Source organism: uncultured Mailhella sp. (assembly GCF_944324615.1).
In the GTDB taxonomy this organism is placed as follows: domain Bacteria; phylum Desulfobacterota; class Desulfovibrionia; order Desulfovibrionales; family Desulfovibrionaceae; genus Mailhella.
In genome coordinates, this window is the sequence record NZ_CALUWY010000010.1 from 30,158 (window position 1) to 54,534 (window position 24,377).

Below are 24,377 nucleotides of genomic sequence, written 5' to 3' on the forward strand. Positions count from 1 at the left end.
GCCTCCCCTGCGGAAGGCGCCTTTTTTCATGCCTGAATCAGAAGATCGGCCAGGAACAGATAGGCAAAGGCGAAGTAGATGAACACCCCGAACAGATCCATGATGGAGGTGATGAGCGGGGAGGAGAGCGTTGCCGGGTCCGTGCCCATGCGGCGGGCGAGGAAGGGCAGCAGAAGACCGATGACGCCTCCTGCGGCGGTGCAGACGAACATGCTGAGCGCCACGGTGATGAGCACGTCGAGGCCTATGCCCTTGGAAAACCAGGCCAGAACGCCTTCCAGCACGGCGACGGTAAGGCCGAGGGCGCAGGCGACGGGAAGTTCCCGCCGGAGCACGCGCCATATGTCGGACAGGCGAAGCTGTACGTCGCCTACGGCCATGGCCCGGATGACCAGCGTGGCGGACTGACTGCCCGTATTGCCGCCCATGTCCACGATGGGCGCAATGAAGGCCGCAAGTACGATGACCTTGGAGAGAATTTCCTCCTGCGCGGCCACAAAGCTGCTGGTGATGACCCCGAACACGGTGAGGAAGATGAGCCAGAACACGCGCACCTTGAACATGGCCGAGAGCGGGGAATGCAGGATGTCGAGGTCGGTGTCGTCGGCCGTGGCCGTGCCGCCGAAGCGGGCCAGCTGCGAGGCGTCCTGTTCCTTTTCGATGTCCATGGCGTCGTCCACGGTGATGATGCCCATCATCCTGTTTTCCTCATCCATAACGGGCAGGGCCAGCAGGTCGTAGCGGCGGATCAGTTCCGTGGAGCGGGAACAGGGCCATGAGGCGGGCACGGAAACGGGGCGGCGGCGCATGATGCTTTCCACAGTGGCCTCGTCATCGGCAAGCAGCAGCTCCCTGAGGGATACGGTGCCGAGAAGATGCTTTTCCTTGTCGAGCACATAGACGATGTAAATGGTCTCACTGCCGCGCGCCACGGCCCGCACGGTTTTCAGCGCGGCGGCAACCCGCGTTTCGGGAAGCACGGAAATATATTCGGAAGTGGTGGCGGAACCGGTGCTTTCTTCAGGAAAGGCCGCCAGCCTGAGCATGTCGTCGCGGATGTCCTTTTCCAGGCTGGGGAGCAGCTTCCGCCTTGCCTGCGCGTCGAGAAGCCCGTAGAAGTCGGCCCGCTCGTCGGAGGGCAGATGCTGCAGCAGGCGGGCCGCATCGCCGGAATCCATCTGGTGGAAGAGCTCGGTCTGAAGCTCTTCGGAAAAATAGCAGAACAGGGACGCGGCCGTTTCGGCGTCCAGAAATTTCAGCAGATCGAGGGTGACGGCGTGCGGAAGCGCGGCAAGTTCTTCCGCCATGTCGGAGGGATGGAGGTGTTCCGCCGCTTCGGCAAGGGCCTGGAGACGGCGATCTTCGGGCAGTTCACGGAGAATGAGCAGAATATCCTTACGGGTCATGGCATGATTCCTCTTTGCATTCTGTTGAAGGGGAAAAGACGGGACGGGGGGACGAAGGTCGGCCGGTACTGTCGGGGTGGCTTTCCATGGAAGGCTCCTTTTCGGCTGAAGGTGACGAAGGCGCGTGCGGGGCGGGTGACGCCTGCGCCGCGTTTTTTTGTTGCGGAAGGTTCTGGGCGGGCGGAAGGTGCCGGACCGCCGTGTTCCTTATGGGATGAGGGGAGTTAAAAGAAAATCGTACCGTCATACCCGGCATCGGGCGGCAGCGCCCGGCGCAGAAGGAGAAACGGCATGCGGCAGAGACGATGCGACGGCGCAGGCAGAGGCACGCATGCCCATGCAGGGGAGAGGGCACGGAAAAAGACGCTGCGGCGCTCAGGGCGTCCGCCGCTGTGCGGAAGGGAAAGGAGAGGGAGAAGCATGGGACCTCCTCGTCAGGCTGCACGACCTGCGGGAGGATGGGCGCAGATCGTCAGCTCAGGAGTGTGAGCGGGGTGAAGCGTTGACTGTGACTTTCTGCGGACATGGAAACTTCCCTGGTTGATGAAGTGTCTATGGACAGCCTCTAGCCTGAGAAGGGCGGCTGTGTCAAGTCATAACATTCCGTATTTCTGACAAAAATTTTGTGTTCCGGGAAAGGGTGAGGCCCGGGAGGGGAACCGCCCCGGCAGGCGTGCAGGGCGGAGAAAAACGGTCAGATCCGGAAGGGATGCTGTTTTCTCCCTGCGTTTTTTGCCGTTTCCGGCTGCGCGCTCCGGCATGAAAAAAAGCCCGTGTTCCTTGCAGGAGCACGGGCTTTTACAGGTATGGGGAGAAGGTTCAGGCCTTCTGTGCGCGTATCCAGGCCATGGCCTCGGGCAGATTCAGCGTGCCTTCGTAGATGGCGCGCCCGGAAATGGCGCCCTGCAGGTTGGCGTTCACACTGAGGGGGTAGAGGGCCTTGATGTCGTCAAGGGTGGCCACGCCGCCTGCCGCCACCACGGGCACGGGGCTTGCGGTGGCAAGGTGCGTGAGCATGGGCATGTTCACGCCGCTCTGCATGCCGTCGCGGGCGATGTCGGTATAGATGATGAAGGCGGTGCCGTCTTCCACCAGGCGGGGCAGAACTTCATCCACGGTGAGGCCGGTATCCGTCACCCAGCCGCGCGTCTTGAGCCGTCCGTCGACGGCATCGAGGGAGACGCCGATTCTGCCGGGGAAAAGCGAGCAGAGGCGCGCGTATTCCTTGGGCTTTTCCAGCGCCATGGTGCCGATGATGAGGCGCGTCACGCCTGCGTCGAACCACATGCGCGCGGCATCCTCGTCACGGACACCGCCGCCGAGTTCCACGGGAATATCGAGGGCCGCGCTGATGCGGGACACAAGTTCCGCATTGACGCTTCTGCCCTGAAAGGCTCCGTCGAGGTCGATGAGGTGCAGCCACTCCGCCCCCTGCTGCTGCCAGTGCAGGGCGGCCGCCACGGGGTCGTCGTTGAAGACGGTGGATTCCTCGGCCTTTCCCTGTTTCAGGCGAACGGCCTTGCCGTTTTGCAGATCCACTGCGGGAAAGATGATCATAAGCCGAATTCCTCCACGGCCTTGTCCATGCCTTCGGCCGCAAGTTCCACGGCCGTGAGCCAGCTGCCGCCACGGCGGAAGAAGGAGCCGATCTTGGTGATGTCGCTGGCGAGGGGCTTCTGCTCTTCGGCGTAATGGCTGCGCATCACGAGGGTGGCGGGGTCACGCGCGTCGATGAGGTAGAAATCTTCGTTGACGGAGGCGGCGGAAATGACGCCTGCCTTGCCGCCCACACGCTCCTGCATGGTGATGATGTGCGGCACGACGATCATGTCCGCACCGGCGGCCCGGGCGCGCGTTGCCCAGGTGACGAGGGCGTTGCGGCGGCCGCGCGCATCTCTGGCCATGTCGCCCGAGATGTCGGAATCGCTCAGGAACACATAGGAGCGCTTGCCGTTCTTCAGCTTTTCATGGAAGAGCGCATCAAGCTTTGCCAGCGTTTCTTCGGAGATCTTCTTCTGGTCTTCGGGAATGAAGCCGGAGAGAAGCTCCGTCGTCTGCGTGGGCTGAGTGAAGGGCGCCACGGCCACGACGAGATCGGGCATGATGAGGCGCTGCTGCTCGGGGGCCTTCTGGCAGCCGGCCAGAAGGCAGAGGCTGCACAGGGCAAGGAGGAAATGGCGGAAGAACATCAGTCGAGACTCCCCTTGGTACTGGGCATGCGGTCGTTGCTGCGTCGTACAGCCTGCGCCAGCGCAAGGCCCAGCCCCTTGGCGGCGGATTCCAGAAGATGATGGCCGTTTTTGCCGTACTGGAAAGAAATGTGAAGGTTGCACTGGGCCGACGAGGCAAAGGCCTTGTAGAATTCCCGCCACACGTCCTTTTCCTCGCCCGCCATGACGGGGGGCAGCAGATCGTCGCCCCGGAATTCCAGCCACGGGCGGCCGGAAAGGTCGAGGGTCACGTCGGCCAGGGCTTCGTCCATGGGAACTCTCGCCCAGCCTGTGCGGGCTATGCCCTTTCTGTCGCCGAGAGCGTCGCGGAGCGCCCTGCCGAGGCACAGTGCCACATCTTCCGTGGTGTGGTGGGCGTCCACATGCATGTCGCCGGAACAGGTGAGGCGCAGGTCGAAGCCCGCCCAGAAGGTGGTGAGGGTGAGCATGTGGTCGAGCATGCCGAAGCCCGTGGAAACGGTGCAGTTTCCCGAACCTTCAAGGACAAGCTCCAGTTTCACCGAGGTTTCCCCGGTGGAGCGTGAAACGGACGCGGAGCGCACGGGGCAGGCTTCCATCATCAGGCCTCCTTCTTTTCACCGGCCGTCTCGGAATCCTTGCCGGAATCTTTTTTTCTGTAGGCCATGGCCGAAACGTAGATGCTCACTTCATAGAGAACCAGCATGGGCAGGGCCATGAGGCACTGGGAGAAAACGTCCGGCGGGGTGAGAATGGCGGCCACGATGAAGATGACCAGAATGGCGTATCTCCGGGTCCTGCGCATGAACTCCGGCGTAAGAAGGCCAAAGCGCGAAAGGAAATACGCAAACAGTGGCATTTCAAACACCAGCCCGAAGGCGATGAGGAGCTTGAGCGCGAAGCTGAGGTATTCCTCCACCGAGATCATGGGCACGATGGTTTCCGTGGCAAAGCCCATGAAGAACTGGAACGCGATGGGGAACACCAGGAAGAAGCAGAACGCCGCGCCCGCCAGGAAGAATATGGAGGAGAAGAAGGCCAGCGGCAGTACCGCCCGACGCTCCTCCCGGTAGAGTCCGGGGGCGATGAAGGCCCAGAGCTGATAGAAGCTGAAGGGACTTGTGCCGAACAGCGAGGCCACGAGGGCCACCTTCATGTAGGTGAAGAACGCGCCCTGGGGAGAGGTGTAGATGAGCTTGCTGCCTTCGGGCATGCAGGCCTGAAGGGGAGCGGAAAGAAAGGCGTACAGCGGTTCGGACACGCCGTAGAACGCCACGAAACCGAGAATCACGATGATGACGATGCGGAAAAGCCTGCGCCGGAGTTCGTTGAGGTGCCCCATGATGCTCATGGGCACGTCGTCTTCCGCGCCTTCCTCTTCGTCCTCATCCTTGTGTTCTTCCGGCTTTTCCGGGGCCTGGAAGGCCGCAAAGGCGGGCACGTCGGAGGAGGGCTGAGGCTTTTCTTCCGCATTGTCCTGCTCTTCGGAGGAGGACTGCGGCTTTTCTTCCGTCTTGTCCTGTTCTTCGGGAGCCTTTTCGTCCTGATTTTTGTCTTCCGCGCCTTCTGCAAACAGGTTCAGAGGGCCGTGGGGACTGCCGTCATCGGAGATGTCGGCGGCATCCGCGTCCTGTTCCGGGGCTTTTTCGTCCCGCACATCCTGTTCCGGCAGGTTCTGCGCTTCGCTTCCCGCTTCTCCGGCGCTTTCTTCATTGTGCGCGGAGTCTTCGGCAGGCGCTGCGGCCTCGTCGTTCCCGGGGGTGTTTTCCTCATGAAATTCATACCCGGTGGAGGCGGCTGAGGCGGCGGAAGCGTAATAGGAGGCCATATCCGGTTCCGCATTGGCGGAGGCGTCGGCGGAAGTGCCCCCCTCCGGGGAGGGGGTATTGAGAATATCTTTCTTTTCCATGCCTATCGTCCGCTCAGGCCTTTTTTTCCGTATCCGTCTCAGCATTTTTGACCTGCGCGGCCTTTTCCGTTTCGGCTTCGGCGGCGGCCTTTCTGGCCTTGGCCTTTTCCGCCTCTTCCTCAAAGGCTATTTCCGTATTGAGCGTACGCTGAAATTCCGTGGAAACACGGCGGAATTCACCCATGGCGCGGCCGAGGGTATGGGCGATTTTGGGCAGGTTCTTGGGGCCGAGAACCAGAAGGGCCACAACCAGGATGACCAGCAATTCAGTGCTGCCGATGCCAAACATCTATAAAAACTCCTCAAGAGGGTTATCTCTCCGTCAGCTTTGGACGGTAGCATATCGTTTGTGGGCCTTCAAGTGCATCCTTGCACCGTACCCGGTGGAAACAGGCCCTGTCAGAGGCCTTCAAAGTATCTGCGGGGCACGCGCCCTTCCTCGTCGAAGGTTACGCCCTCTTCTTCCAGAAGGCGGCGCTGTTCGTCTGCGCTTTCCGGGGAAAGGGCGGGAAGGGATCCGTCCTTGCGGATGACCCTGTGCCAGGGCACGCCCTCTTCGGGGCAGACATGCAGCGCCCAGCCCACCTGACGGGCCATGCGCGGATTGCCCGCAAGAAAGGCCACCTGTCCGTAACTAATGACCTGCCCGCGCGGCACGGAACGGACAACGGCATATACTTTTTCAAAGAAATTCATGGCAGGCTCTCTGATGCGTTGCTGGCGTGAAACGTGTTCTGCGGCGGAAGAGGGCGACCTTCCCCCGGAAGGGGAAAGTGCGTTCGGCAGGGGCGTGGGCTTTGCGCGTGCTGGCGGATTCAGGATCCTTCTCCGGAGTTTTTCCGGCCTTCGGGCGCCGATCAGAACGTGAAGGTCATGACCATATCCTCTTCCTGTTCCCGGGTGATACGGAAGCCGAGTCTGCAATACAGCGTTGCCGCAGGATTCTTTCTGTGTACGGAAAGAGAAACCTTTTTCCAGCCCCGGGCTTTCAGCTCTTCGAGCATGCGCATCATGAGCGCACGCCCCAGGCCTCTGCCCCGGAAGGGGGCATGCAGGGCGACGGCAAGTTCCGGCGTTTCATCATCCACAAAGCCGAAGCCCTGCATGAGGCGCACCCACACCGCTCCCGCGACGCGGCCGTCGACTTCCGCACAGAAGCAGAGATCGCCCTTTTTCGTGCCGAAGTCCCTGACATAGGCATAAAGCGCAGGAAGGCGCGTGATGCTCCGGGGCGGCTTTTTTTCTCCTTCCTGCAGGAACACGGCTTCATAGAGAAAATCTTCCAGCAGCGGATATTCGCTTTCCTTCATGGGACGGATGAGGCATTTCATGCGCATGCTCCGAAGAAAAGAGGCGGAAGGGTAGGTTCATGTCCGCGTTCCGGGGAAGAAGCCGGAGTACCGGCCTTTTTCGGCGGAAGGCATAAAAAAAGCCCCGGAGGCCTTGCAGCTTCCGGGGCGGAGAGGTTTATTCCCATTCAATGGTGCCCACGGGCTTCGGCGTCAGGTCGAAGAGCACGCGGTTCACTCCGCTCACTTCCTTGGTGATGCGGTCGGTAATGTGCTGCAGCAGCGCGAAGGGCACGTTTTCCACGGTGGCGGTCATGGCGTCCACGGTGTTGACGGCACGGATGATCACCGGATAGGCGAAGGTGCGCTTGCCGTCGGACACGCCCACGGACTTGAAGTTCGGCACCACGGTGAAGTACTGCCACACCTTGCCTTCCAGACCGTTCTTGGCGAATTCCTCACGCAGGATGGCGTCGGATTCGCGCACGGCTTCGAGGCGGTCGCGGGTGATGGCGCCGAGGCAGCGCACGCCGAGACCCGGGCCGGGGAAGGGCTGGCGGTACACCATGCCGTCGGGCAGGCCGAGGGCCTTGCCCACCACGCGCACTTCATCCTTGAACAGGAATTTCAGAGGTTCCACCAGGGAGAACTTCAGATCTTCGGGCAGGCCGCCCACATTGTGATGGGCCTTGACGGTGCCGCTTTCCAGAATGTCGGGATAAATGGTGCCCTGCGCCAGGAATTCGATGCCTTCCTGCTTGCGGGCTTCCTCTTCAAACACGCGGATGAATTCCGCGCCGATGATCTTGCGCTTCTGTTCCGGTTCGGACACGCCTTCGAGCTTGGTGAGGAAGCGTTCCACGGCATCCACATACACAAGGTTGGCGTTCATCTGGTTGCGGAAGACTTCGATCACCTGTTCCGGTTCGCCCTTGCGCAGAAGACCGTGGTTGACGTGCACGCAGACGAGCTGACGGCCCACGGCCTTGATGAGCAGGGCGGCCACGACGGAGGAGTCGACGCCGCCGGAAAGGGCGAGCAGCACCTTCTTGTCGCCGATCTGTTCGCGCAGGGCCTTCACCTGTTCTTCGATGAATGCCTGGGCGAGCGCTTCGGTATTGATGCGGGCCATGGATTCAGGGCGGACATTGCTGGACATGTTATTCTCCTCGGAGGAAGGATTGAAGATTCTTTGGACTATTCCCATTCGATGGTGGACGGCGGCTTGGAGGAGATGTCGTACACCACGCGGTTGACGCCCTTGACTTCATTGATGATGCGGCCGGAAATCCTGGCCAGGAGGTCGTCGGGCAGGCGCGCCCAGTCCGCAGTCATGGCATCCACGCTCTCCACGATGCGAAGAGCGATGACGTGTTCATAAGTGCGGCCGTCGCCCATGACGCCCACGGTCTTGAGCGGCAGAAGCACGGCAAAGCCCTGCCATACCTTGCGGTACCAGCCGGAGGCGCGCAGTTCGTCCATGACGATGACGTCGGCCTTGCGCAGAATGTCCAGCCTCTGCCTGGTCACTTCGCCGATGATGCGGATGGCCAGCCCCGGGCCGGGGAAGGGATGACGCCAGAGTATGGATTCGGGAATGCCGAGTTCCGCACCCACGGCGCGCACCTCGTCCTTGAAGAGCTCGCGCAGGGGTTCGATGAGCTTCATGTTCATCTTTTCCGGCAGACCGCCCACATTGTGGTGGCTCTTGATGACGGCGCTGGGTCCCTTGTAGGACACGGACTCGATGACGTCGGGGTACAGGGTGCCCTGGGCGAGGAACTTCACGTCGTGGCCGGCGTCCTTGATGGCCTGGGCTTCCTTGTCGAAGACGTCGATGAAGGTATGGCCGATGATCTTGCGCTTCTTTTCCGGATCATCCACGTCGGAGAGCAGGTCGAGGAAGAGATCGGCGGCCTGGACGTACTTGAGGTTCAGGTCGAAATGCTCGCGCAGGTAGCCCACCACCTGTTCGCCTTCGTTCTGCCTGAGCACGCCGTTGTCCACGAAAATGCAGTGCAGCTGATGGCCGATGGCCTTGTGGAGCAGAACGGCCACCACGGTGGAATCCACGCCGCCGGACAGGGCGCAGATGACATGGCTCTCACCCACGGTTTCGCGCACTTCCCTGACCACGCGTTCCACAAAGGAGCTCATGGACCAGTCGGGTTCTATATGCGCCACGTTGAAGAGGAAGTTGCGGATCATCCGCGCGCCTTCCTCGGAGTGATGCACTTCGGGGTGGAACTGCAGGGCGTAGATGCCGCGTTCCTCGCAGCTCATGGCCGCCACGTCCAGCGTGGCGGTGCGCCCGGTGACGATGAAGCCGGGCGGAGGCGTCTGCACCTTGTCGCCGTGGGACATCCACACGCGGGAACTTCTGCCTTCGGCAAAACTTTCCATGCCGTCCCACAGGGGGCTGTCGGCCACCTTTTCCAGATCGGCCGGGCCGTATTCCCGGGTTTCCGACTGGGCGAGGGTTCCGCCGAGTTCGTGGGCGAGAAGCTGCATGCCGTAGCAGATGCCGAGCACGGGCACGCCGAGGGAAAGAATGCCTTTGTCGAGACGGGGAGCGTCTTTTTCGCCCACGCTGGCCGGACCGCCGGAAAGAATGACGGCGTCGGGGTGCATGGTGGCGACTTCCTGCGCGGAGATCACGCAGGGGTGAATTTCGGAGTAGACACCGGCTTCACGCACGCGACGGGCAATGAGCTGCGTGACCTGGGAGCCGAAGTCGAGAATGATGACTTTGGACATGAGTGTTCCGGAAAGTAAGGCCCCGCCCCGCCTTGTTCTGGCTGGGCAGGGCCGTTTTGTTAGTTTTCGACCTTGTAGTTGGGGGCTTCCTTGGTGATGATGACGTCGTGCACGTGGCTTTCGCGCAGGCCGGAAGCGGAGATTTCCACCATGTGGGCCTTTTCGTACAGTTCATCCAGCGTGGCCGCACCCAGATAGCCCATGCCGGAGCGCAGGCCGCCCACAAGCTGGAACACGGTGTCGGACACGGGACCGCGCGCAGGCACGCGGCCGACGATGCCCTCGGGCACCAGCTTCTTGGTGGGGTTCTGGAAGTAACGGTCCGCACTGCCGGAGCGCATGGCGTCGATGGAGCCCATGCCGCGGTAGGTCTTGTAGGCACGGCCCTGATACAGAATGGTTTCACCCGGGCTTTCATCGGTACCGGCAAGCATGCTGCCGATCATGACGGAGTGGGCGCCGCAGGCAAGAGCCTTCACGATGTCGCCGGAGAACTTGAGCCCGCCGTCGGCAATGCAGCAGCGGTCGGCTTCGCGGGCCGCGCGGCTGCCTTCCATGACGGCCGTGACCTGGGGAACGCCCACGCCGGCCACCACGCGGGTGGTGCAGATGGAGCCGGGTCCGATGCCCACCTTCACGGTGTCCGCACCGGCCTTGATGAGGGCCTTGGCGCCTTCATAGGTGGCGATGTTGCCCGCGATGAGCTGGCAGTTCGGGAAGGTGGAACGCAGCATTTCCACACTGCGCAGCACGTTGGCGGAATGGCCGTGGGCGCAGTCGAGCACCAGAACGTCCACGCCGGCGGCAAGCAGTTCGGAGGCGCGGTATTCGCAGTCCTTGCTGATGCTCACGGCGGCGCCCACGCGCAGACGGCCCTTGTCGTCCTTGCTGGCGAAGGGATACTGCTGCACCTTGTCGATGTCCTTCATGGTGATGAGGCCGCGCAGCTGGCGGTTTTCATCCACGACGAGGAGCTTTTCGATGCGGTGGGCGTGCAGGTGATGCTTGGCTTCCTCAAGGGTGGTGCCCACAGGCACGGTGACGAGGTTTTCGCGGGTCATCACTTCGCAGACGAGGGTGGTCTGCGGTTCGGTGACGAAACGCACGTCGCGGTTGGTCAGAATGCCCACAAGAGCGCTGTTTTTCACTACGGGCAGGCCGGAAACGCGGAAGTCGGACATGAGGTCGAGGGCGTGCTGCACCGTGTCGTCGGGAGCCACGGTGACGGGATCGAGAATCATGCCGCTTTCGGACTTCTTGACCTTTTCCACCTCAAGGCGCTGGCGGGCGACATCCATGTTCTTGTGGATGATGCCGATACCGCCCTGACGGGCCATGGAGATGGCCATTTCCGCTTCCGTCACGGTATCCATGGCGGCGGAGATGAAGGGTACGCCCAGCTTGATGCTGGGAGTCAGCCATGCCGACACATCGACCATGTCCGGCGTGACTTCCGAATATTCGGGAACCAGAAGGACATCGTCGAATGTCAATGCCTTGCCAAGCACTGTGGCCATATTTTCCTCCAGGGTTGGATTAAATTCGGAAAAAGATAGGTCAGAATATCTATGGCTTTTCTTACTGTCAACAGCGGAAGGGGGCTCCTGCCCCGCGTCCGGCGCTTCCGGCAGGGAAAAACGGCAGGTTTTCCCTTTTTTGCGTGCAGAAAAGGCCGTGCCGCCCCATTCCCCGGAGAAACGGGAATAAAAAAGCCGGGAAAACATTCCCGGCCAGTATGATTCACGCAGGAACCATGGGATCAGCAGCGCAGGTTGGAACCTCTGCCGGCATTTCTGGAAATGGCTTCCTCGGCCACGTCGCATTCGTTTTCGGAAGCCTTCTTTTCCTCAGCCGGGGCGCAGCGCAGGTTGGAATTTTTTCCCGCATTTCTGGAGATGGCCTCTTCGGCCACGTCGCATTCGGTATTGGCGGGGTATTCCTGTGCAGGCGCGGCTTCTTCCGCCGCACCTCCGCAGCGCAGGTTGGAACCGCGTCCGGCATTCCGGGAAATGGTTTCTTCCGCCGCGTCGCATTCGCTTTCGGCAGGTTCCTCAGCCGGAGCGTCGTTGCAGCGCAGGTTGGAACCTCTGCCCGCGTTTCTGGAAATGGTGGTCTCGGCGGCGTCGCATTCATGGTCGTCGGCGCCTTCCATGGCTCTGCGCAGGCGATTTTCGTCCTCATGAGAGAGGGAGGTGCGGATGAGGGTGCCGCCCGTGCCTTCCAGTTCCTGGAGGGCCTTGTCCATGGTGATGCTGCGGAACAGCACGAAGAGCATGGAGCCGCCGGGCTTGAGGTTGCGGCCCAGGCTCTTCATGAACTCGTCGTCGATGCCCACATCGGCCAGGGCGCCGGAAACGGCGCCCGCGCCCGCGCCCACGGCCGCGCCGAGCAGGGGATTCATGAAGAGCAGCCCGATGAGCAGGCCCCAGAAACCGCCGGAAACGGCGCCCGCACCGGTGAGATTATAAAGCTGAAGCAGCTTGACCTTGCCGTTTTCCTTGCGGACGGCGATGACGGCGTCTTCCAGATCGACAAGATATTCCTTCTGCATTTTAAGAAGGCGCAGACGCACTTCTTCTGCCTGGAACTCATCAGGGTAGGCAACAACAACAAGAGTACTCATGGAACCTCCTTTTTTTTTCCTGTATAGCAGGGCTGATGGAAAAAATCCATGAGTTTTGTGAAAGGAAAGTGGGCTTGCCGCAAGTTTATTTTTCAACAAGCTCACAGAGAATGACGGGTTCATCATTCTCATGCGGAAGAGCCGTCATGGGAGTGTGTTGCACATGCAGGCAGAGGTGCAGTATGGGGAAGGGCAGGCCGAGACCGTCCTTTTCATCACGCCCCGTGACGGCAAAGCCCATGTGCCGGTAAAAGGCGAATGCCTCAGGGTTCTGCTCGTTCACGTCCACAAAACGGGCTCCCTGCGCCAGTGCAAGGCGAAGAAGTGCGCCTCCCAGGCCCTTTTTGCGGAAGTCGGCCTCCACAAAGAGCATCTCCACATGTTCCTTGTCCATGCCCAGAAAGGCCGATGCGCGTTCCTTTTCACCGGCGATGAAGAGCCGGGGAACCTTGGTCAGTGCCTCCCGCACCAGGGGCCGGAGCATGTCGATGTCGGCGGGGGAAAGAAAGTCGTGCGTGGCCCGCACCGAGGATTCCCAGACGCGGACAAGAGCATCAAGAAGTGCCTTTGGGCGAAGTTTCACTTCCTCAATAACCATGGAACCTCCTGAACGTGCGGTATTTTTTCGGTGTGAGAAACGCGGCTTCTTCCTGCCTTTTGGTAAAGCGCGCGCCTTTGCGTCTTCCGCAGTGCTGCGGGAGGTGAGTGTTTGACGCAAAGAGGCGCTGCGGGCGCGGAATCCCGCGGCGTTCATGGGCGGAAGAGCTCGGAAAAACATATCGCCCGGACACCGAAAGAGTGCCCGGGCGACAACAAAGACGTGGAAGGCGCACTTCCCGCGCCTATTTCTTTTCTCTCTTGGCGTGGGCGGAGCGCAGGTGCAGGCGCATGGGAGCGTGACGGATGCCGAAGATGCGGCGCAGGGAACGCTCCAGGTAGCGGGCATAGGAGTCGGCCACCCTGTCGGCATCGTTCACGAAGCAGACGAAGGTGGGCGGTTCGCTTTCCGCCTGGGTGAGGTAGAAGAACTTGGGCCGCACGCGACGCACCACGGGGGCCTGATGTCTGGTCAGGGTTTCTTCCATGGCGCGGTTGAGCAGACCGGTGGAGACGCGGGTTCCGCATTCGGCATAGATGCGTTCCGCAAGGGGAATGAGCTTGTTCAGCCCCTCGCCCGTGCGCGCGGACGTGGGTACCAGCGGCACATGATAGCAGAAGCTCAGCTCCTCCTGAAGGTTCTTCAGAAGCTCGGTGCGCGCCTTGGCGGGAATGAGGTCGATTTTGTTCACAATGATGAGGAAGGGCGTCTTGCGTTCATCCAGAAGCTCGATGAGGCGCTTGTCCTGCGTGGTGAGGCCTTCGGTGGCGTCGAGCAGAAGGAAGGTCACGTCGGCCTTGGTGGTGCTCTTCAGGGAGGAGTTCACGGAAAAGCGTTCCACCGTATCGGTAATGCGCGAACGGCGGCGCACGCCTGCGGTATCCACGAAGGTGTAGGTCTTGCCGTTCTTTTCCACGGTCACGTCCACGCTGTCGCGCGTGGTGCCCGCCTGATCGCTGACGATCATGCGGTCTTCCCCGATGAAGGCATTGGTCATGGACGATTTGCCCGCGTTGGGGCGTCCCAGAAGGCAGAGGCGGAGATGATCGGTGACCTTGCGGCGGCGGATGCCGGGCTTGTCGCGGTCTTCCTCCAGTTCCTCCTTCCCGTCGTCTTCCTCTTCGTCTTCCAATTCGTCGTCTTCCGGCAGAAGGTCGCGGATTTCTTCCTCAAGAGCGCGCAGATTGTGCCCGTGTTCGGCGGAACAGGCGATGAGGGGAAAGCCCAGACCGTGGAATTCCGCAAGCAGCAGCTCTTCCTTTTCCGCGCCGTCCACCTTGTTCACCACCAGAAGTATGGGCTTGTCGCATCGGCGGAGGTACGCGGCGAGGTGTTCGTCAAAAGGCATGAGCCCGTCCTTGCCGTCCACCACCATGCAGATGACGTCGGCGTCCTTCAGGGCCGCTTCGGCCTGGCGCAGAATGTCGGCTTCAAAACCGCGTATGCCCGCAGGCCCTTCGGCCACGGCCTGATGATGATCGAGGGTGATGCCGCCCGTGTCGATGATGGTGAAGTCGCGCCCGAAGCGGGAACGCACCACGCCTTCCATGCGGTCGCGCGTGACGCCGGGCCGGTCGTGCGTGATGGCGCGGTTGCTGCGGATAAGGCGGTTGAACAGGGTGGACTTGCCCACATTGGGGCGTCCCAGCAGAACGACTTTGGGCATCATGGGCGGGCACCTCATATCGGTTTGTTTTGGAGCGTTGCGCCTTTGCGCGGGAAAAGGCCTTTCATGGGCAGAGGCGCGTGCATGCGCGCGGCCCTTGGGGGAGATCGTTCCTCCTCTTCGGGCGGCGTACCGTCCGGCAGCACTGCCCGGGCGGAAAGAACGGAGGGAATCTTTTACGCCCAAGGGCGGATTCTGTCCAATCCTTTTCAGGATACATCCCCGGTACGGGGGAAGGCAAGCGCGTGGAAATATGCAATATAACCTATTGAAATATAATAAAAAATAAAAAAATCCTTGCAATGTTTCTCCATTTCGTCTATAAAGACATTTTTTCCGCTCCAGAAAGACATATCCATATCACGGAGTCCCGCCATGACCCGCAAAGACCGTACGGAAGGAATTTACAGTCGCCGCGAAGTGCTCGACGAGAGCGAACGCCGCCAGTATAACCTCATCCAGCTCAAGGATCTGCTCTCCTACGCCTACCGCTACTCGGAAGACGTGAAAAAGCGTTTCGACCGCGCCCAGTTCAACGTCGAGAAGTTCAAGACTCTCTCCGACCTCAAGCATATTCCCATCCTTAAAAAGAAGGAGCTCATCTTCCTGCAGACCATGGGGCCCCGCCTCGGCGGTCTGCTCACCAAGGATATCGGCGAACTGCGCCGCGTGTTCCTTTCCCCCGGACCCATCTTCGACCCGGAAGACCGCAACGACGATTACTGGGGATATACCGAAGCCTTCTATTCCGTGGGCTTCCGCCCGGGCGATGCCGTGCAGGTGACCTTCAACTATCACCTGGCGCCTGCCGGTCTGATGTTTGAGGAACCCCTGCGCAATCTGGGCTGCGCCTCCATCCCCGCCGGTCCCACCGACGCGGCCACGCAGCTCGACATCATGCAGAAGCTGCGCGTGTCCGGCTATGTGGGTACGCCGAGCTTCCTCATGCACCTTGCCCAGCGCGCCGAGGAAAAGGGCCTCAACCTGCGCAAGGACCTCTTCCTGGAAGTGGCCTTCGTCACCGGCGAACGCCTCTCGGAAAAGATCCGCAGCCAGATGGAAAAGAAGTACGACATCATCATGCGTCAGGGCTACGGCACCGCCGACGTGGGCTGCATCGGCTATGAATGCTTCCAGAAGAACGGCCTGCACATTTCCAACCGCTGCTATGTGGAAATCTGCCATCCCGACACGGGTATTCCGCTGAAGGACGGCGAAGTGGGCGAAGTGGTGGTTACGGCCTTCAACAAGACCTATCCGCTTATCCGTCTCGCCACCGGCGACCTTTCCTACATCGACCGCACGCCCTGCTCCTGCGGGCGTACCAGCCCCCGCCTCGGCAGCATCGTGGGCCGCGTGGACACCACCGCCCGCATCAAGGGCATGTTCGTCTACCCCCATCAGGTGGAACAGGTCATGGCCCGCTTCGAGGAAATCAAGCGCTGGCAGATCGAAGTCACCAACCCCGGCGGCGTGGACGAAATGGTCCTTTATGTGGAAGCGAGCAACTTCAAGCGCAAGGAAGAGCTTCAGCATCTGTTCCGCGAACGCATCAAGCTGCGTCCGGAACTGCGCATTCTCGCTCCCGGCAGCCTGCCTCCCCAGATCAAGCCCATCGAAGACAAGCGCGTCTGGGATTAACCTGTCGATTTCCGGCGGCGCGCACGTCCGGCGCGCCGCCTGCAGAAAAAGCCATCCTTTCGGGTGGCTTTTTCTGTTATGGTCAGGCGCAGGGGAGGGCTTTCCGGCAGGGATTGACGCGGAAGCCGCAGCCCGGCAACGCCATGAGCGGCACGCAGTTTTTTTCCTTGCGGCTTTTCGTGACGGGCGCTGTGAAGGAGCGCCTGCGGCGCGACGGAGCAGGCCTTTTCTGAGCCGGGGAAGGAGGGCGATGCACAGAGGGTGCGCAGAGAAGATGCCGCCCCGCCCGGGGGATTCCTGATGCGGGAAGGGGAGCGCCTTTCTGGCCGGAGGGCGGAAAACACGGGACAGAAAGCCGGAGCTGCGGCGTGGATCGGCTTTTTTCCCCGGAAGAGGCCCTGTTTTGGGCACGGAGTGCCCCTGTATTGTGATTTTTTGACCAATACGGGCGAAAAAAGGGTGCATTTCTTTGGAAAATAAGCATTTTTTGCGGCACGTCCTGCATGAGAAGGAAAGAAAAAAAGTGCGCGGGAAGATGAGTTCCTGCGGGACATCCCTTGACATCGGATGAAAATTCTCTAAAAATGTCGACATTCGACAACCCCTCTTGTGCTGATTTTCATTTGTCGGCCTGGGGAGGCGGAGCGCATCAGGCAGGGAAGCTGGACACGCTCCGGAGGCAGGGAGTTTCTTTCGGCCGCCCCGCCCGCGCAGGGCGGCATGGTGTCCGCATACAAGGAGGAAGCAGAGGAAAGAGAAACGGCGGAAGAGGCATTTCTGCAGGCATGACGCGAAGAGGCGGAAGCGCTCTTCAGGCCTTGCGGGGATGCGCGAAGAGTGCAACGTATTTTTCCTTGAGAGTGGTTATGTCAAAGCATTTAGGTCTTCCCGCCCAGATGGGCATCGGTATGGTTCTCGGCGTCATCGTCGGCGCCCTGGCTCCTTCCATCAGCATCGACGCCAGCTGGTTCAAGCCTCTGGGCGATCTGTTCATCACCCTGGTCCGCATGGTGGTGGTTCCGCTGGTCTTCACCACCCTTGTGGCCGGTGCGGCAAGCGTGTGCGACGTGAAGGAACTCGGCCGTGTCGCTTCCAAAACCCTGATCTATTATCTGCTCACCACCACCGTGGCCGTCATCATCGGCCTTATTCTCGCCAATATCATCCGTCCAGGCCTCGGCCTCACCCTTTCCATGGAAAACCTGGCGGTGAAGGACGTGTCCGCGCCTCCGCTCATCAAGGTGCTCATGGACATCGTGCCCCTGAACCCCATTGATGCTCTGGCCAAGGGCAACATGCTTCAGGTCATCTTCTTCGCCATTCTGTTCGGCTTCGCGCTCAGCATGCTGGGCGACAAGGGCCGTCCCGCCTTCGTGTTCTTCGACTCCTGCGCCGAAGTCATGATCAAGGTGACGGGCATCGTCATGCACTATGCTCCCATCGGTGTGTTCGGCCTCATGGCCTTCACCGTGGCCAACCACGGCCTGAGCGTGCTTCTGCCCCTCATCAAGCTGGTGGCGGTCATGTACCTTGCCTCCCTGCTGCAGATCCTTGTGGTCTACCTGCCCTGCGCCCGGGTTTCCGGCCTGACGCCGAGCGCCTTTTTGAAGGGTCTGTCCGAACCTCTCATCATCGCCTTCTCCACCTGCTCCAGCGCCGCGGCGCTTTCCTCCAATCTGCTTTCCGTGCAGAAGCTCGGCGCCTCCAAGTCCGTGTCCAGCTTCTCCATCCCCCTCGGCAACACCATCAACATGGACGGCGCGGCCATCTACATGGGCGTGGCGGCCATATTCGCGGCCGAAGTGTACGGCATCCCCATGCCGCTGGATAAGCAGCTCACCGTCATTCTGCTCGCAGTGCTGGCCTCCATCGGCTCCATGGGCGTGCCCGGCGCGGCGCTCATCATGATCACCATGGTCTTCACGCAGGTGGGCATTCCGCTGGAAGCCATCGCCCTCATTGCCGGTGTCGACCGTATCATGGACATGGCCCGTACCACCATCAACGTCCTCGGCGACGCCACCGGCGCCCTCCTGGTTTCCAAGCTGGAAAACAACGGCGAGTGCAGGGAATAACCGTGGTTCAACGCTTTTTCGACCATTTACCCGAGCCCCGTACCATAGGCATAGTGGGGGGGCTCGGCCCCTATGCGGGCTATGATCTTGTGCGCAAGATCTTCCGCTGGACAAAAGCAGGCACGGATCAGGAGCATCTGCCCCTGATGCTCCATTCCTTCCCCGGATGGATACCGGAACGCCCCGCCTTTCTGCTGGGTGAGAAGAAGGAAAACCCGGGAGAGGACATCGGCGGCATCATGGTGCAGCTGGCCGAAAACGGCGCGCGCGTCATCGGCATGCCGTGCAACACGGCGCACAGCCCCCGTATCCTCAACGTGGCGCTGGAACGCCTGTATGCCACAGGCCTTGATGTGACGTTTGTCTCCATCATCGAAAGCGCGGTGAAGCACATGAGCGCGCTCTGCCCCCGGGGCGGGCGCATAGGCCTCATGGGTACGGTGGCCACCCTGCGCACCCGTCTGTATCAGGATGCGCTGGAAAAGGCCGGCCTTGAACCCGTGCTTCCCGATGACGACGACTGCTCCATGGTGCAGCGCGCCATCAGCGACCCCGCCTTCGGCGTCAAGGCCTTTTCCGATCCCGTCACCGCCAGAGCCAGACAGATACTGCTTGACACGGCGCGCCGTCTGGTGGAGGTGAAACATGTGGACGCCATACTCCTTGGCTGCACGGAAATACCGGTGGCGGTCACCGAGTCCTGTCTGTGGGATACTCCTGTCGTGGACGCCACAAGCGTGCTCGCTCGGGAACTGATCCGGGCCAGTTGCCCGGAACGACTCAAAGAATCCCTGGATTCTTCACCAGAAAAGGAAACGTCATGAATCTCGCCAAGTTCCCCCGTCGTGGCTATGTCAAGGAAGCGACCCCCATCGAATATCTGCCCAATTTCTCCAAGGCTCTGGGCAACAAGGTCAACGTGTACATCAAGCGCGACGACCTGCTCCCCGGCTGCGCAGGCGGCAACAAGACCCGCAAGCTCGACTTCAGCATCGCCGACGCTCTTTCCAAGGGTGCCGATACCCTCATCACCTGCGGCGCGGTGCAGTCCAACCACTGCCGTCTGACCCTCGCCTGGGCCGTGCATGAAGGCCTCGACTGCCACCTCGTGCTGGAAGAACGCGTGAAGGGCAGCTACAACCCCGAAGCTTCCGGCAACAACTTCCTCTATCAGCTCCTCGGCGTGAAGAGCATCACCGTGGTGCCCGGCGGCTCCCCCATGATGGAAGAAATGGAAAAGGTGGCCGAAAAGCTGCGCGCGGAAGGCAGGAAGCCCTACATCATCCCCGGCGGCGCTTCCAACCCCATCGGCGCCCTTGGCTATGTTTCCTGCGCGCAGGAAATCATGCAGCAGATGTTTGAGATGGGCATCAATTTCGACCATGTCATCGTGCCGAGCGGCAGCGCCGGCACCCATGCCGGCATGATCGCCGGTTTCTACGGCAACAACATGGACATCCCCATGTCCGGCATCGACGTGAGCCGTCCCGGCGAAGTGCAGCAGGCCCTCGTGCACAAGCTGGCGCAGGCCACCCTGGACTACATCGGCGCGGGCGTGCAGCTTCCTGAAGAAAAGGTCGTCTGCTACGGTGATTACTATCAGCCCGGCTACTCCATCCCCAACGACGGCATGATCGAGGCCGTGAAGCTCCTTGCCCGCACCGAAGCCATTCTGCTCGACCCCGTGTACAGCGGCAAGACCATGGCCGGCATGATCGACCTCATCCGCAAGGATTATTTCCCCAGGGGCGCCAACGTGCTCTTCCTGCACACCGGCGGCTCCCCGGCCCTCTATGCCTACCTGCCCACCTTCCGCAAGTAGTCTCTGAACGGCCGCAGCATAACCGTTGACAACCCCTCCCCCGCCTTCGGCAGCCGGAAACGGCTTCCGGGGGCGGGATTTTTCGTGTCCGGAAGATACCCGGAAAAGGCGGCCCTTTTTCAACGCACATGCGCGCGTCCCTATGCCGGCATACGGAAAACCATGCGGCGCGCTGTGGAAAAAAGGCTCCGCCGGATGTTCAGAACATGTCCTGAGCACTTTTTTTTCGCCACAGGCCACAGTAGCGGTTGAAAGATGAGGCATTTCATGTGTAAGCTGGATGAGGAACTTTTTCACATTTGCGTGCGCTTCCGCAGGGCGGAGCGGCGTTCACCGGAAAACCTTCATCAGCCATGCAGTTCAAAAAAGAAACCTATAGTATACAGGCCGCCGCATACATCCGCAATCTCATCCGTTCCGGGGCACTCAAGCCCGGTCAGCCCGTGCGCGAGGCGCAGATATCGGAAGAACTCAACATCAGCCGCGCGCCCATCCGCGAGGCGCTGCTCATGCTGGCGCATCAGGGGCTCATCAGTTCCGAACCCCAGAAGGGCAAGTATGTCCGTTCCATGAGCGCCAAGGAAATTTACGACAGCTATGTGGTGGCGGGCATTCTGGAGGGCGCTGCCGTGGCGCAGTCTCTTCACCTCTGGACGGAGAAGGAGGAGAGCGCTTTTGCCGACGTGGTGCGCCGGCTGGATGAACAGGTGAATTATGCCGTACACCTCGACACGCTCACCGAAATAGACGAAGCGTTCCACATGACGCTGCTTTCCGCCTGCACCAACGAGCGCCTCATCGAGCTTGCGCGCACGTCCTGTTCCTCCCTTGCCAAGTTTCTCTATTATACCTACTGGCGCACCCTGTTCACGCCCAAGGAATTCTACGACCGGCATCACCTCATTGCCGAGGCCGTGCACGGCAGAGACCTCATGCACATCGAAATGGTGCTGCGCGACCACTATAACGAAGTGGGGCAGCGTCTTTCCGAGCTGGTGCACGAAGGCTCCGACGGGGAGGCGTGACGGGATTTTTCCTGCGGAAGCGTCGCGCGGCATGGCGCCGCTTTTTGTCCATGAAGGTCTGGTAACGAAGGAGCCGTGCGGAATTTCCGCACGGCTCCTTCGTCTGAGGCGGCTCAGTTTGAGATCCACACCTCGCCTATGATGAAGAATTCTCCCTTCTCGTCGGGCAGCCAGTACAGGGCCTGAAGGCCGTGATGGAGCACGCCCTTGTGCTCATAGCTCTTGATGAAGCAGGAAACCCAGTAGCCCGGCCCCTCCATGAGGCGTATGCCTTCCTTGTCGAGGAAAAGATCCTTCTGGCGGCTGAATTCCGAACGGAGGCGCTTTTTCAGGGAGGAGAATTTTTCCCGTCCGGCGCGGGGATAGTTTTTCCTGTCGTAAAGCTCCACGATGTCGTCGGTCTGCCGGAGGCGTCGATCCATCCAGAGCAGCGTTCTGCAGCGCACCGACTCTTCGGAAGAGAGCAGGGCGGCCTCCGGAGCAGGCGATGCGGAAGAACCGGCAAGGGGAGGGCATGCGCTCTGTCCGGCATTCTGCCCGGGCGGAGGACACAGCTCGGCGGCGTGCTCAGGGGAATGGAACACGGCTGTTTCGCCCTGGGGAAGAGGCGCGGGCAGGGGCGCGGGAGCGTCGCCGCTTTTCTGCGCGCTTTCAAAGGGGGCGCCTTCCAGGTGTTCCGCCACGATGACGGGCGTACCCGGAATGAGCAGGGGCACGAGGTCTTCGATCTCGTACATGTCTATGGCCATGCAGCCCCGGGTGGTGAGTCCTTCAATGGGCTGCCCCTTGCTGTGCAGCCAGATGCCGCCGCCGGTCTTGCCGCGCAGGCGGTCGGCGGGGTTGGGATAATTGAGGTTGAAGGCGTGGGGCCCGTATTCCATGAAATCGAGCTTCCGCTCTATCTTGTGCGTGATGAAATACACGCCCTCCGGGGTGCGCAGATCCCCTTCCTTCTGCTTGTCGCCCTCTCTGCGGCCGTGGATGCAGTCGAAGGTCCGGGTGATTTCGGGCGCACTCTTCCGGTGCTCTACCTGAAAGAGCAGCTTGCGGCTTTTGTCTGCGGCAAGGAAGTACTCCGGCGCGCAGGAGGAGAGGCGGGCCGTCCAGTCGGCAAGGGCCGTGGCCGGGAGCAGAAGACAGGCGAGAAGAACAAAGAGGAACCTTGGCAAGGGAATCTCCTTGAAGGGGGCAGATGTGGAGGCGCAGAAAAGCGCCGCCTGCATTTTAAGAGAAATCGTCCGGGAAGACAATGCCGTATGAAAAGAGCGCCGCATCCGGGGAGGAAGCGGCGCTCTTTTCATGCTTTTTTCGTGGTCTTACTCTTCGGCAAGCACGCGGTCGACGATTTCGGACTCATAGCGGGTGTAATGCCTGATGTCGAAGATGGCGTCGAGTTCGGCGGGGGAGAGATGGGCCTTGATCTCCTCATCGGCACGGATGAGGTCGGGGAAGGACTTGTGGGTTTCCCAGCTTTCCATGGCGCGCTTCTGCACCACCACATAGGCCTGCTGACGGGGCATGTCCTTCTCGATGAGCGCGGTGAGCACTCTCTGCGAGAAGAAGAGACCATAACTGCCCCAGAGGTTGCGTTCCACGTTTTCCGGCAGAATGCGCAGGCCTTCGATCAGGCGGTTCAGGCGGTGCAGCACATAATCCATGAGAATGGTGGAATCGGGAGTGATGATGCGTTCCACCGAGGAATGGCTGATGTCCCGTTCATGCCACAGGGCCTGGTTTTCCAGAGCGGCGAAGGCGTTGGAACGGATGACGCGGGCAAGGCCGCACATGTTTTCCGCAGAAATGGGGTTGCGCTTGTGGGGCATGGCCGAAGAACCCTTCTGCCCCTTGGCGAAGCCTTCCTCCACCTCGTGCACTTCCGTGCGCTGAAGGTGACGCAGCTCCACGCAGATGCGTTCCACCGTGCCCGCGGCAATGGCCAGGGAGGTGAAGTAATGGGCGTAGCGGTCGCGCTGCACGATCTGGGTGGAGATGATGTCGGGCTTCAGGCCGAGCAGCTCGCAGGCGCGCGCTTCCACAGCGGGGGTGATGACGGTATAGGTGCCCATGGCGCCGGAGAGCTTGCCGGTGCGGATGTCTTCCACCGCGTCCGCAAAGCGCTTCTTGTCGCGCAGAAATTCCGCGTAGAATCCCGCAAACTTGAAGCCGTAGGTCACGGGTTCTCCGTGCACGCCGTGGGAACGGCCCATGCAGATGAGCCCCTGATGGGCGCGCACGAACTTCTTCAGCGTGCCGAGTACGAGGTCGAAGTCGTCGAGGATCATTCTGCCCGCTTCCACCATCTGCAGAGCCATGGCGGTGTCCACCATGTCGGAAGAGGTGCAGCCGAGGTGGATGAAGCGTGCGGAGGGGCCTATCTTCTGTTCCAGATAGGTGAGGAAGGCGATGATGTCGTGGCGGGTCACTTCTTCGATTTCAAGGATCTTGTCCACATCGAAGTCCACATCCTTCAGGATGTTCTTCAGATCCTCATCGGGAATGACACCCTGTTCGTTCCAGGCGCGGCATACGGCCTGCTCCACCTTGAACCAGTAGCGGTAGCGGTTTTCCAGTGTCCAGAGACGGGCCATTTCCGGCCGGGAGTAACGCTCTATCATGATGGCCTCTATTTTGTTCCGGCGGACGTGTCCGCGCTTTTCGCGGGGGCCGGGCTTTCGGCTTTGGGGGTGGAAGGCGCGCTTTCTTCCGACTTTCTGTCGGAAACGGCGGGAACGCCCTTGCTCTTGTCGAAAAGATTGCTTGTGCCGTGCCCGTAGGAGGAGGCAAACCAGCCGCCGCCCTTGAGGATGAAGGACGTGTTGGACAGAACGCGGTGGCAGATTTCACCGCAATCAGGGCAGGGCTGCGTTTCGGCGTCGTCGCTGGAGTGCAGCCATTCTTCAAAGGTCTTGCGGCATTTGGGGCAGGCGTATTCGTAGATAGGCATGGGAAAAAAAGGGTTGGGACAGAAAAAAAGAAACGGCGTGTCCGCACGAAAAGCCGACACGCCTCAAACCTACTCTGCAACCGGAAGGCCGCAGGCACAAGCAGCCAGGCTTACTTCTTGGCAGCGGCCTTGGCTTCGTGGATGCGTTCCTTGATGCGCTGAGCGCGACGATGGCGACGGCGATCAAGTTCCTTGGCACGTTCGATCTTTTTATGGGCCATGAGATTGCTCCTTAAAAGAAAATGTATCCAGAAGATATAAACTCTCCGGCGGGCGCTGTCCAGTGAAAGAAGGGCGTCCGTGCCGGACGCCTGTTTTTTTTCCTGCGTTTTTTCTCCCCTGCGCGCGGGAGTTTTTCCGGGCGGCGGAACATCCCTGTACAGGAAGGCCGGGCCGGATGCGGCGTTTCCGGCCGGCCTTGTCAGGGGAAATG

The 24,377-nt window shown here is 60.7% G+C and carries 20 protein-coding genes and 2 pseudogenes; 5 read left to right on the plus strand and 17 right to left on the minus strand.

From position 1 onward, the window contains the following. Positions 1-26: 26 nt before the first annotated feature. The 14 genes and pseudogenes from mgtE to der all read right to left on the minus strand — a co-directional run bounded on the left by mgtE (position 27) and on the right by der (position 14,440). Positions 27-1,406, minus strand: coding sequence for a magnesium transporter (gene mgtE / locus Q0K07_RS04115; RefSeq protein WP_294556804.1), 1,380 nt, complete (start codon positions 1,404-1,406; stop codon positions 27-29). 819 nt (positions 1,407-2,225) lie between these two features. Then, positions 2,226-2,963: a 1-(5-phosphoribosyl)-5-[(5-phosphoribosylamino)methylideneamino]imidazole-4-carboxamide isomerase gene (gene hisA / locus Q0K07_RS04120; RefSeq protein WP_294556806.1), complete on the minus strand. Its 738-nt coding sequence runs from the start codon at positions 2,961-2,963 to the stop codon at positions 2,226-2,228. Next, a complete protein-coding gene (locus tag Q0K07_RS04125) occupies positions 2,960-3,595 on the minus strand; it encodes a nucleoid-structuring protein H-NS (protein ID WP_294556809.1) in 636 nt (211 codons plus the stop codon). Before Q0K07_RS04125 ends, hisA begins: the two co-directional genes overlap by 4 nt. Then, on the minus strand, positions 3,595-4,194 hold the full coding sequence (locus tag Q0K07_RS04130; protein ID WP_294556873.1) for an imidazoleglycerol-phosphate dehydratase: 600 nt from the start codon (positions 4,192-4,194) through the stop codon (positions 3,595-3,597). The genes Q0K07_RS04125 and Q0K07_RS04130 overlap by 1 nt, the downstream gene beginning before the upstream one ends. Positions 4,195-4,196: 2 nt before the next feature. Then, the gene (gene tatC, locus Q0K07_RS04135) at positions 4,197-5,504 is read right to left on the minus strand and encodes a twin-arginine translocase subunit TatC (RefSeq protein ID WP_294556812.1); all 1,308 of its coding nucleotides are present in this window, start codon (positions 5,502-5,504) and stop codon (positions 4,197-4,199) included. An 88-nt stretch (positions 5,505-5,592) separates the two neighbouring features. Further along, positions 5,593-5,793: pseudogene (gene tatB / locus Q0K07_RS04140) on the minus strand (Sec-independent protein translocase protein TatB); the annotation flags it as partial. Between the two features lie 110 nt (positions 5,794-5,903). Beyond that, positions 5,904-6,200 carry an MGMT family protein gene (locus Q0K07_RS04145; protein WP_294556816.1) on the minus strand — a complete coding sequence of 99 codons (297 nt, stop codon included), beginning with the start codon at positions 6,198-6,200 and terminating at the stop codon, positions 5,904-5,906. Positions 6,201-6,361: 161 nt separating this feature from the next. Continuing rightward, positions 6,362-6,835 (minus strand): GNAT family N-acetyltransferase, encoded by a 474-nt coding sequence (locus tag Q0K07_RS04150; RefSeq protein ID WP_294556818.1) that lies wholly within the window; start codon positions 6,833-6,835, stop codon positions 6,362-6,364. 136 nt (positions 6,836-6,971) lie between these two features. Continuing rightward, a complete protein-coding gene (gene guaA, locus Q0K07_RS04155; RefSeq protein ID WP_294556820.1) occupies positions 6,972-7,952 on the minus strand; it encodes a glutamine-hydrolyzing GMP synthase in 981 nt (326 codons plus the stop codon). Between the two features lie 38 nt (positions 7,953-7,990). After that, positions 7,991-9,550 (minus strand): glutamine-hydrolyzing GMP synthase, encoded by a 1,560-nt coding sequence (gene guaA, locus Q0K07_RS04160; protein ID WP_294556822.1) that lies wholly within the window; start codon positions 9,548-9,550, stop codon positions 7,991-7,993. Positions 9,551-9,609: 59 nt separating this feature from the next. Further along, complete coding sequence (gene guaB / locus Q0K07_RS04165; protein ID WP_294556823.1) at positions 9,610-11,067, minus strand: IMP dehydrogenase; 1,458 nt, start codon at positions 11,065-11,067, stop codon at positions 9,610-9,612. Positions 11,068-11,690: 623 nt separating this feature from the next. Next, positions 11,691-12,173 (minus strand): annotated as a pseudogene (locus Q0K07_RS04170) (DUF1269 domain-containing protein); the annotation flags it as partial. An 85-nt stretch (positions 12,174-12,258) separates the two neighbouring features. Beyond that, positions 12,259-12,771 (minus strand): GNAT family N-acetyltransferase, encoded by a 513-nt coding sequence (locus tag Q0K07_RS04175; protein WP_294556825.1) that lies wholly within the window; start codon positions 12,769-12,771, stop codon positions 12,259-12,261. A 244-nt stretch (positions 12,772-13,015) separates the two neighbouring features. Further along, on the minus strand, positions 13,016-14,440 hold the full coding sequence (gene der, locus Q0K07_RS04180; RefSeq protein ID WP_294556828.1) for a ribosome biogenesis GTPase Der: 1,425 nt from the start codon (positions 14,438-14,440) through the stop codon (positions 13,016-13,018). A 372-nt stretch (positions 14,441-14,812) separates the two neighbouring features. On the opposite strand from der, the gene Q0K07_RS04185 reads away from it, so the two are divergent. From Q0K07_RS04185 to Q0K07_RS04205, 5 genes are all read left to right on the plus strand, one after another. Continuing rightward, entirely contained in the window at positions 14,813-16,078 is a 1,266-nt protein-coding gene (locus tag Q0K07_RS04185) for a phenylacetate--CoA ligase family protein (RefSeq protein ID WP_077071475.1), read from the plus strand. 866 nt (positions 16,079-16,944) lie between these two features. After that, on the plus strand, positions 16,945-18,153 hold the full coding sequence (locus Q0K07_RS04190; protein WP_294556830.1) for a dicarboxylate/amino acid:cation symporter: 1,209 nt from the start codon (positions 16,945-16,947) through the stop codon (positions 18,151-18,153). Between the two features lie 2 nt (positions 18,154-18,155). Further along, positions 18,156-18,977, plus strand: coding sequence for an amino acid racemase (locus Q0K07_RS04195; protein WP_294556832.1), 822 nt, complete (start codon positions 18,156-18,158; stop codon positions 18,975-18,977). Next, complete coding sequence (locus tag Q0K07_RS04200) at positions 18,974-19,975, plus strand: D-cysteine desulfhydrase (protein WP_294556834.1); 1,002 nt, start codon at positions 18,974-18,976, stop codon at positions 19,973-19,975. Before Q0K07_RS04195 ends, Q0K07_RS04200 begins: the two co-directional genes overlap by 4 nt. Positions 19,976-20,328: 353 nt before the next feature. Continuing rightward, positions 20,329-21,000, plus strand: coding sequence for a GntR family transcriptional regulator (locus tag Q0K07_RS04205; protein WP_294556836.1), 672 nt, complete (start codon positions 20,329-20,331; stop codon positions 20,998-21,000). A gap of 113 nt (positions 21,001-21,113) precedes the next feature. Here Q0K07_RS04205 and Q0K07_RS04210 read toward each other — a convergent pair whose 3' ends face one another. From Q0K07_RS04210 to Q0K07_RS04220, 3 genes are all read right to left on the minus strand, one after another. Then, positions 21,114-22,169 carry a L,D-transpeptidase family protein gene (locus Q0K07_RS04210; protein WP_294556838.1) on the minus strand — a complete coding sequence of 352 codons (1,056 nt, stop codon included), beginning with the start codon at positions 22,167-22,169 and terminating at the stop codon, positions 21,114-21,116. 147 nt (positions 22,170-22,316) lie between these two features. Further along, complete coding sequence (gene purB / locus Q0K07_RS04215) at positions 22,317-23,615, minus strand: adenylosuccinate lyase (protein ID WP_294556841.1); 1,299 nt, start codon at positions 23,613-23,615, stop codon at positions 22,317-22,319. An 8-nt stretch (positions 23,616-23,623) separates the two neighbouring features. Next, complete coding sequence (locus tag Q0K07_RS04220; RefSeq protein WP_294556845.1) at positions 23,624-23,944, minus strand: zinc ribbon domain-containing protein; 321 nt, start codon at positions 23,942-23,944, stop codon at positions 23,624-23,626. Positions 23,945-24,377 lie beyond the last annotated feature (433 nt).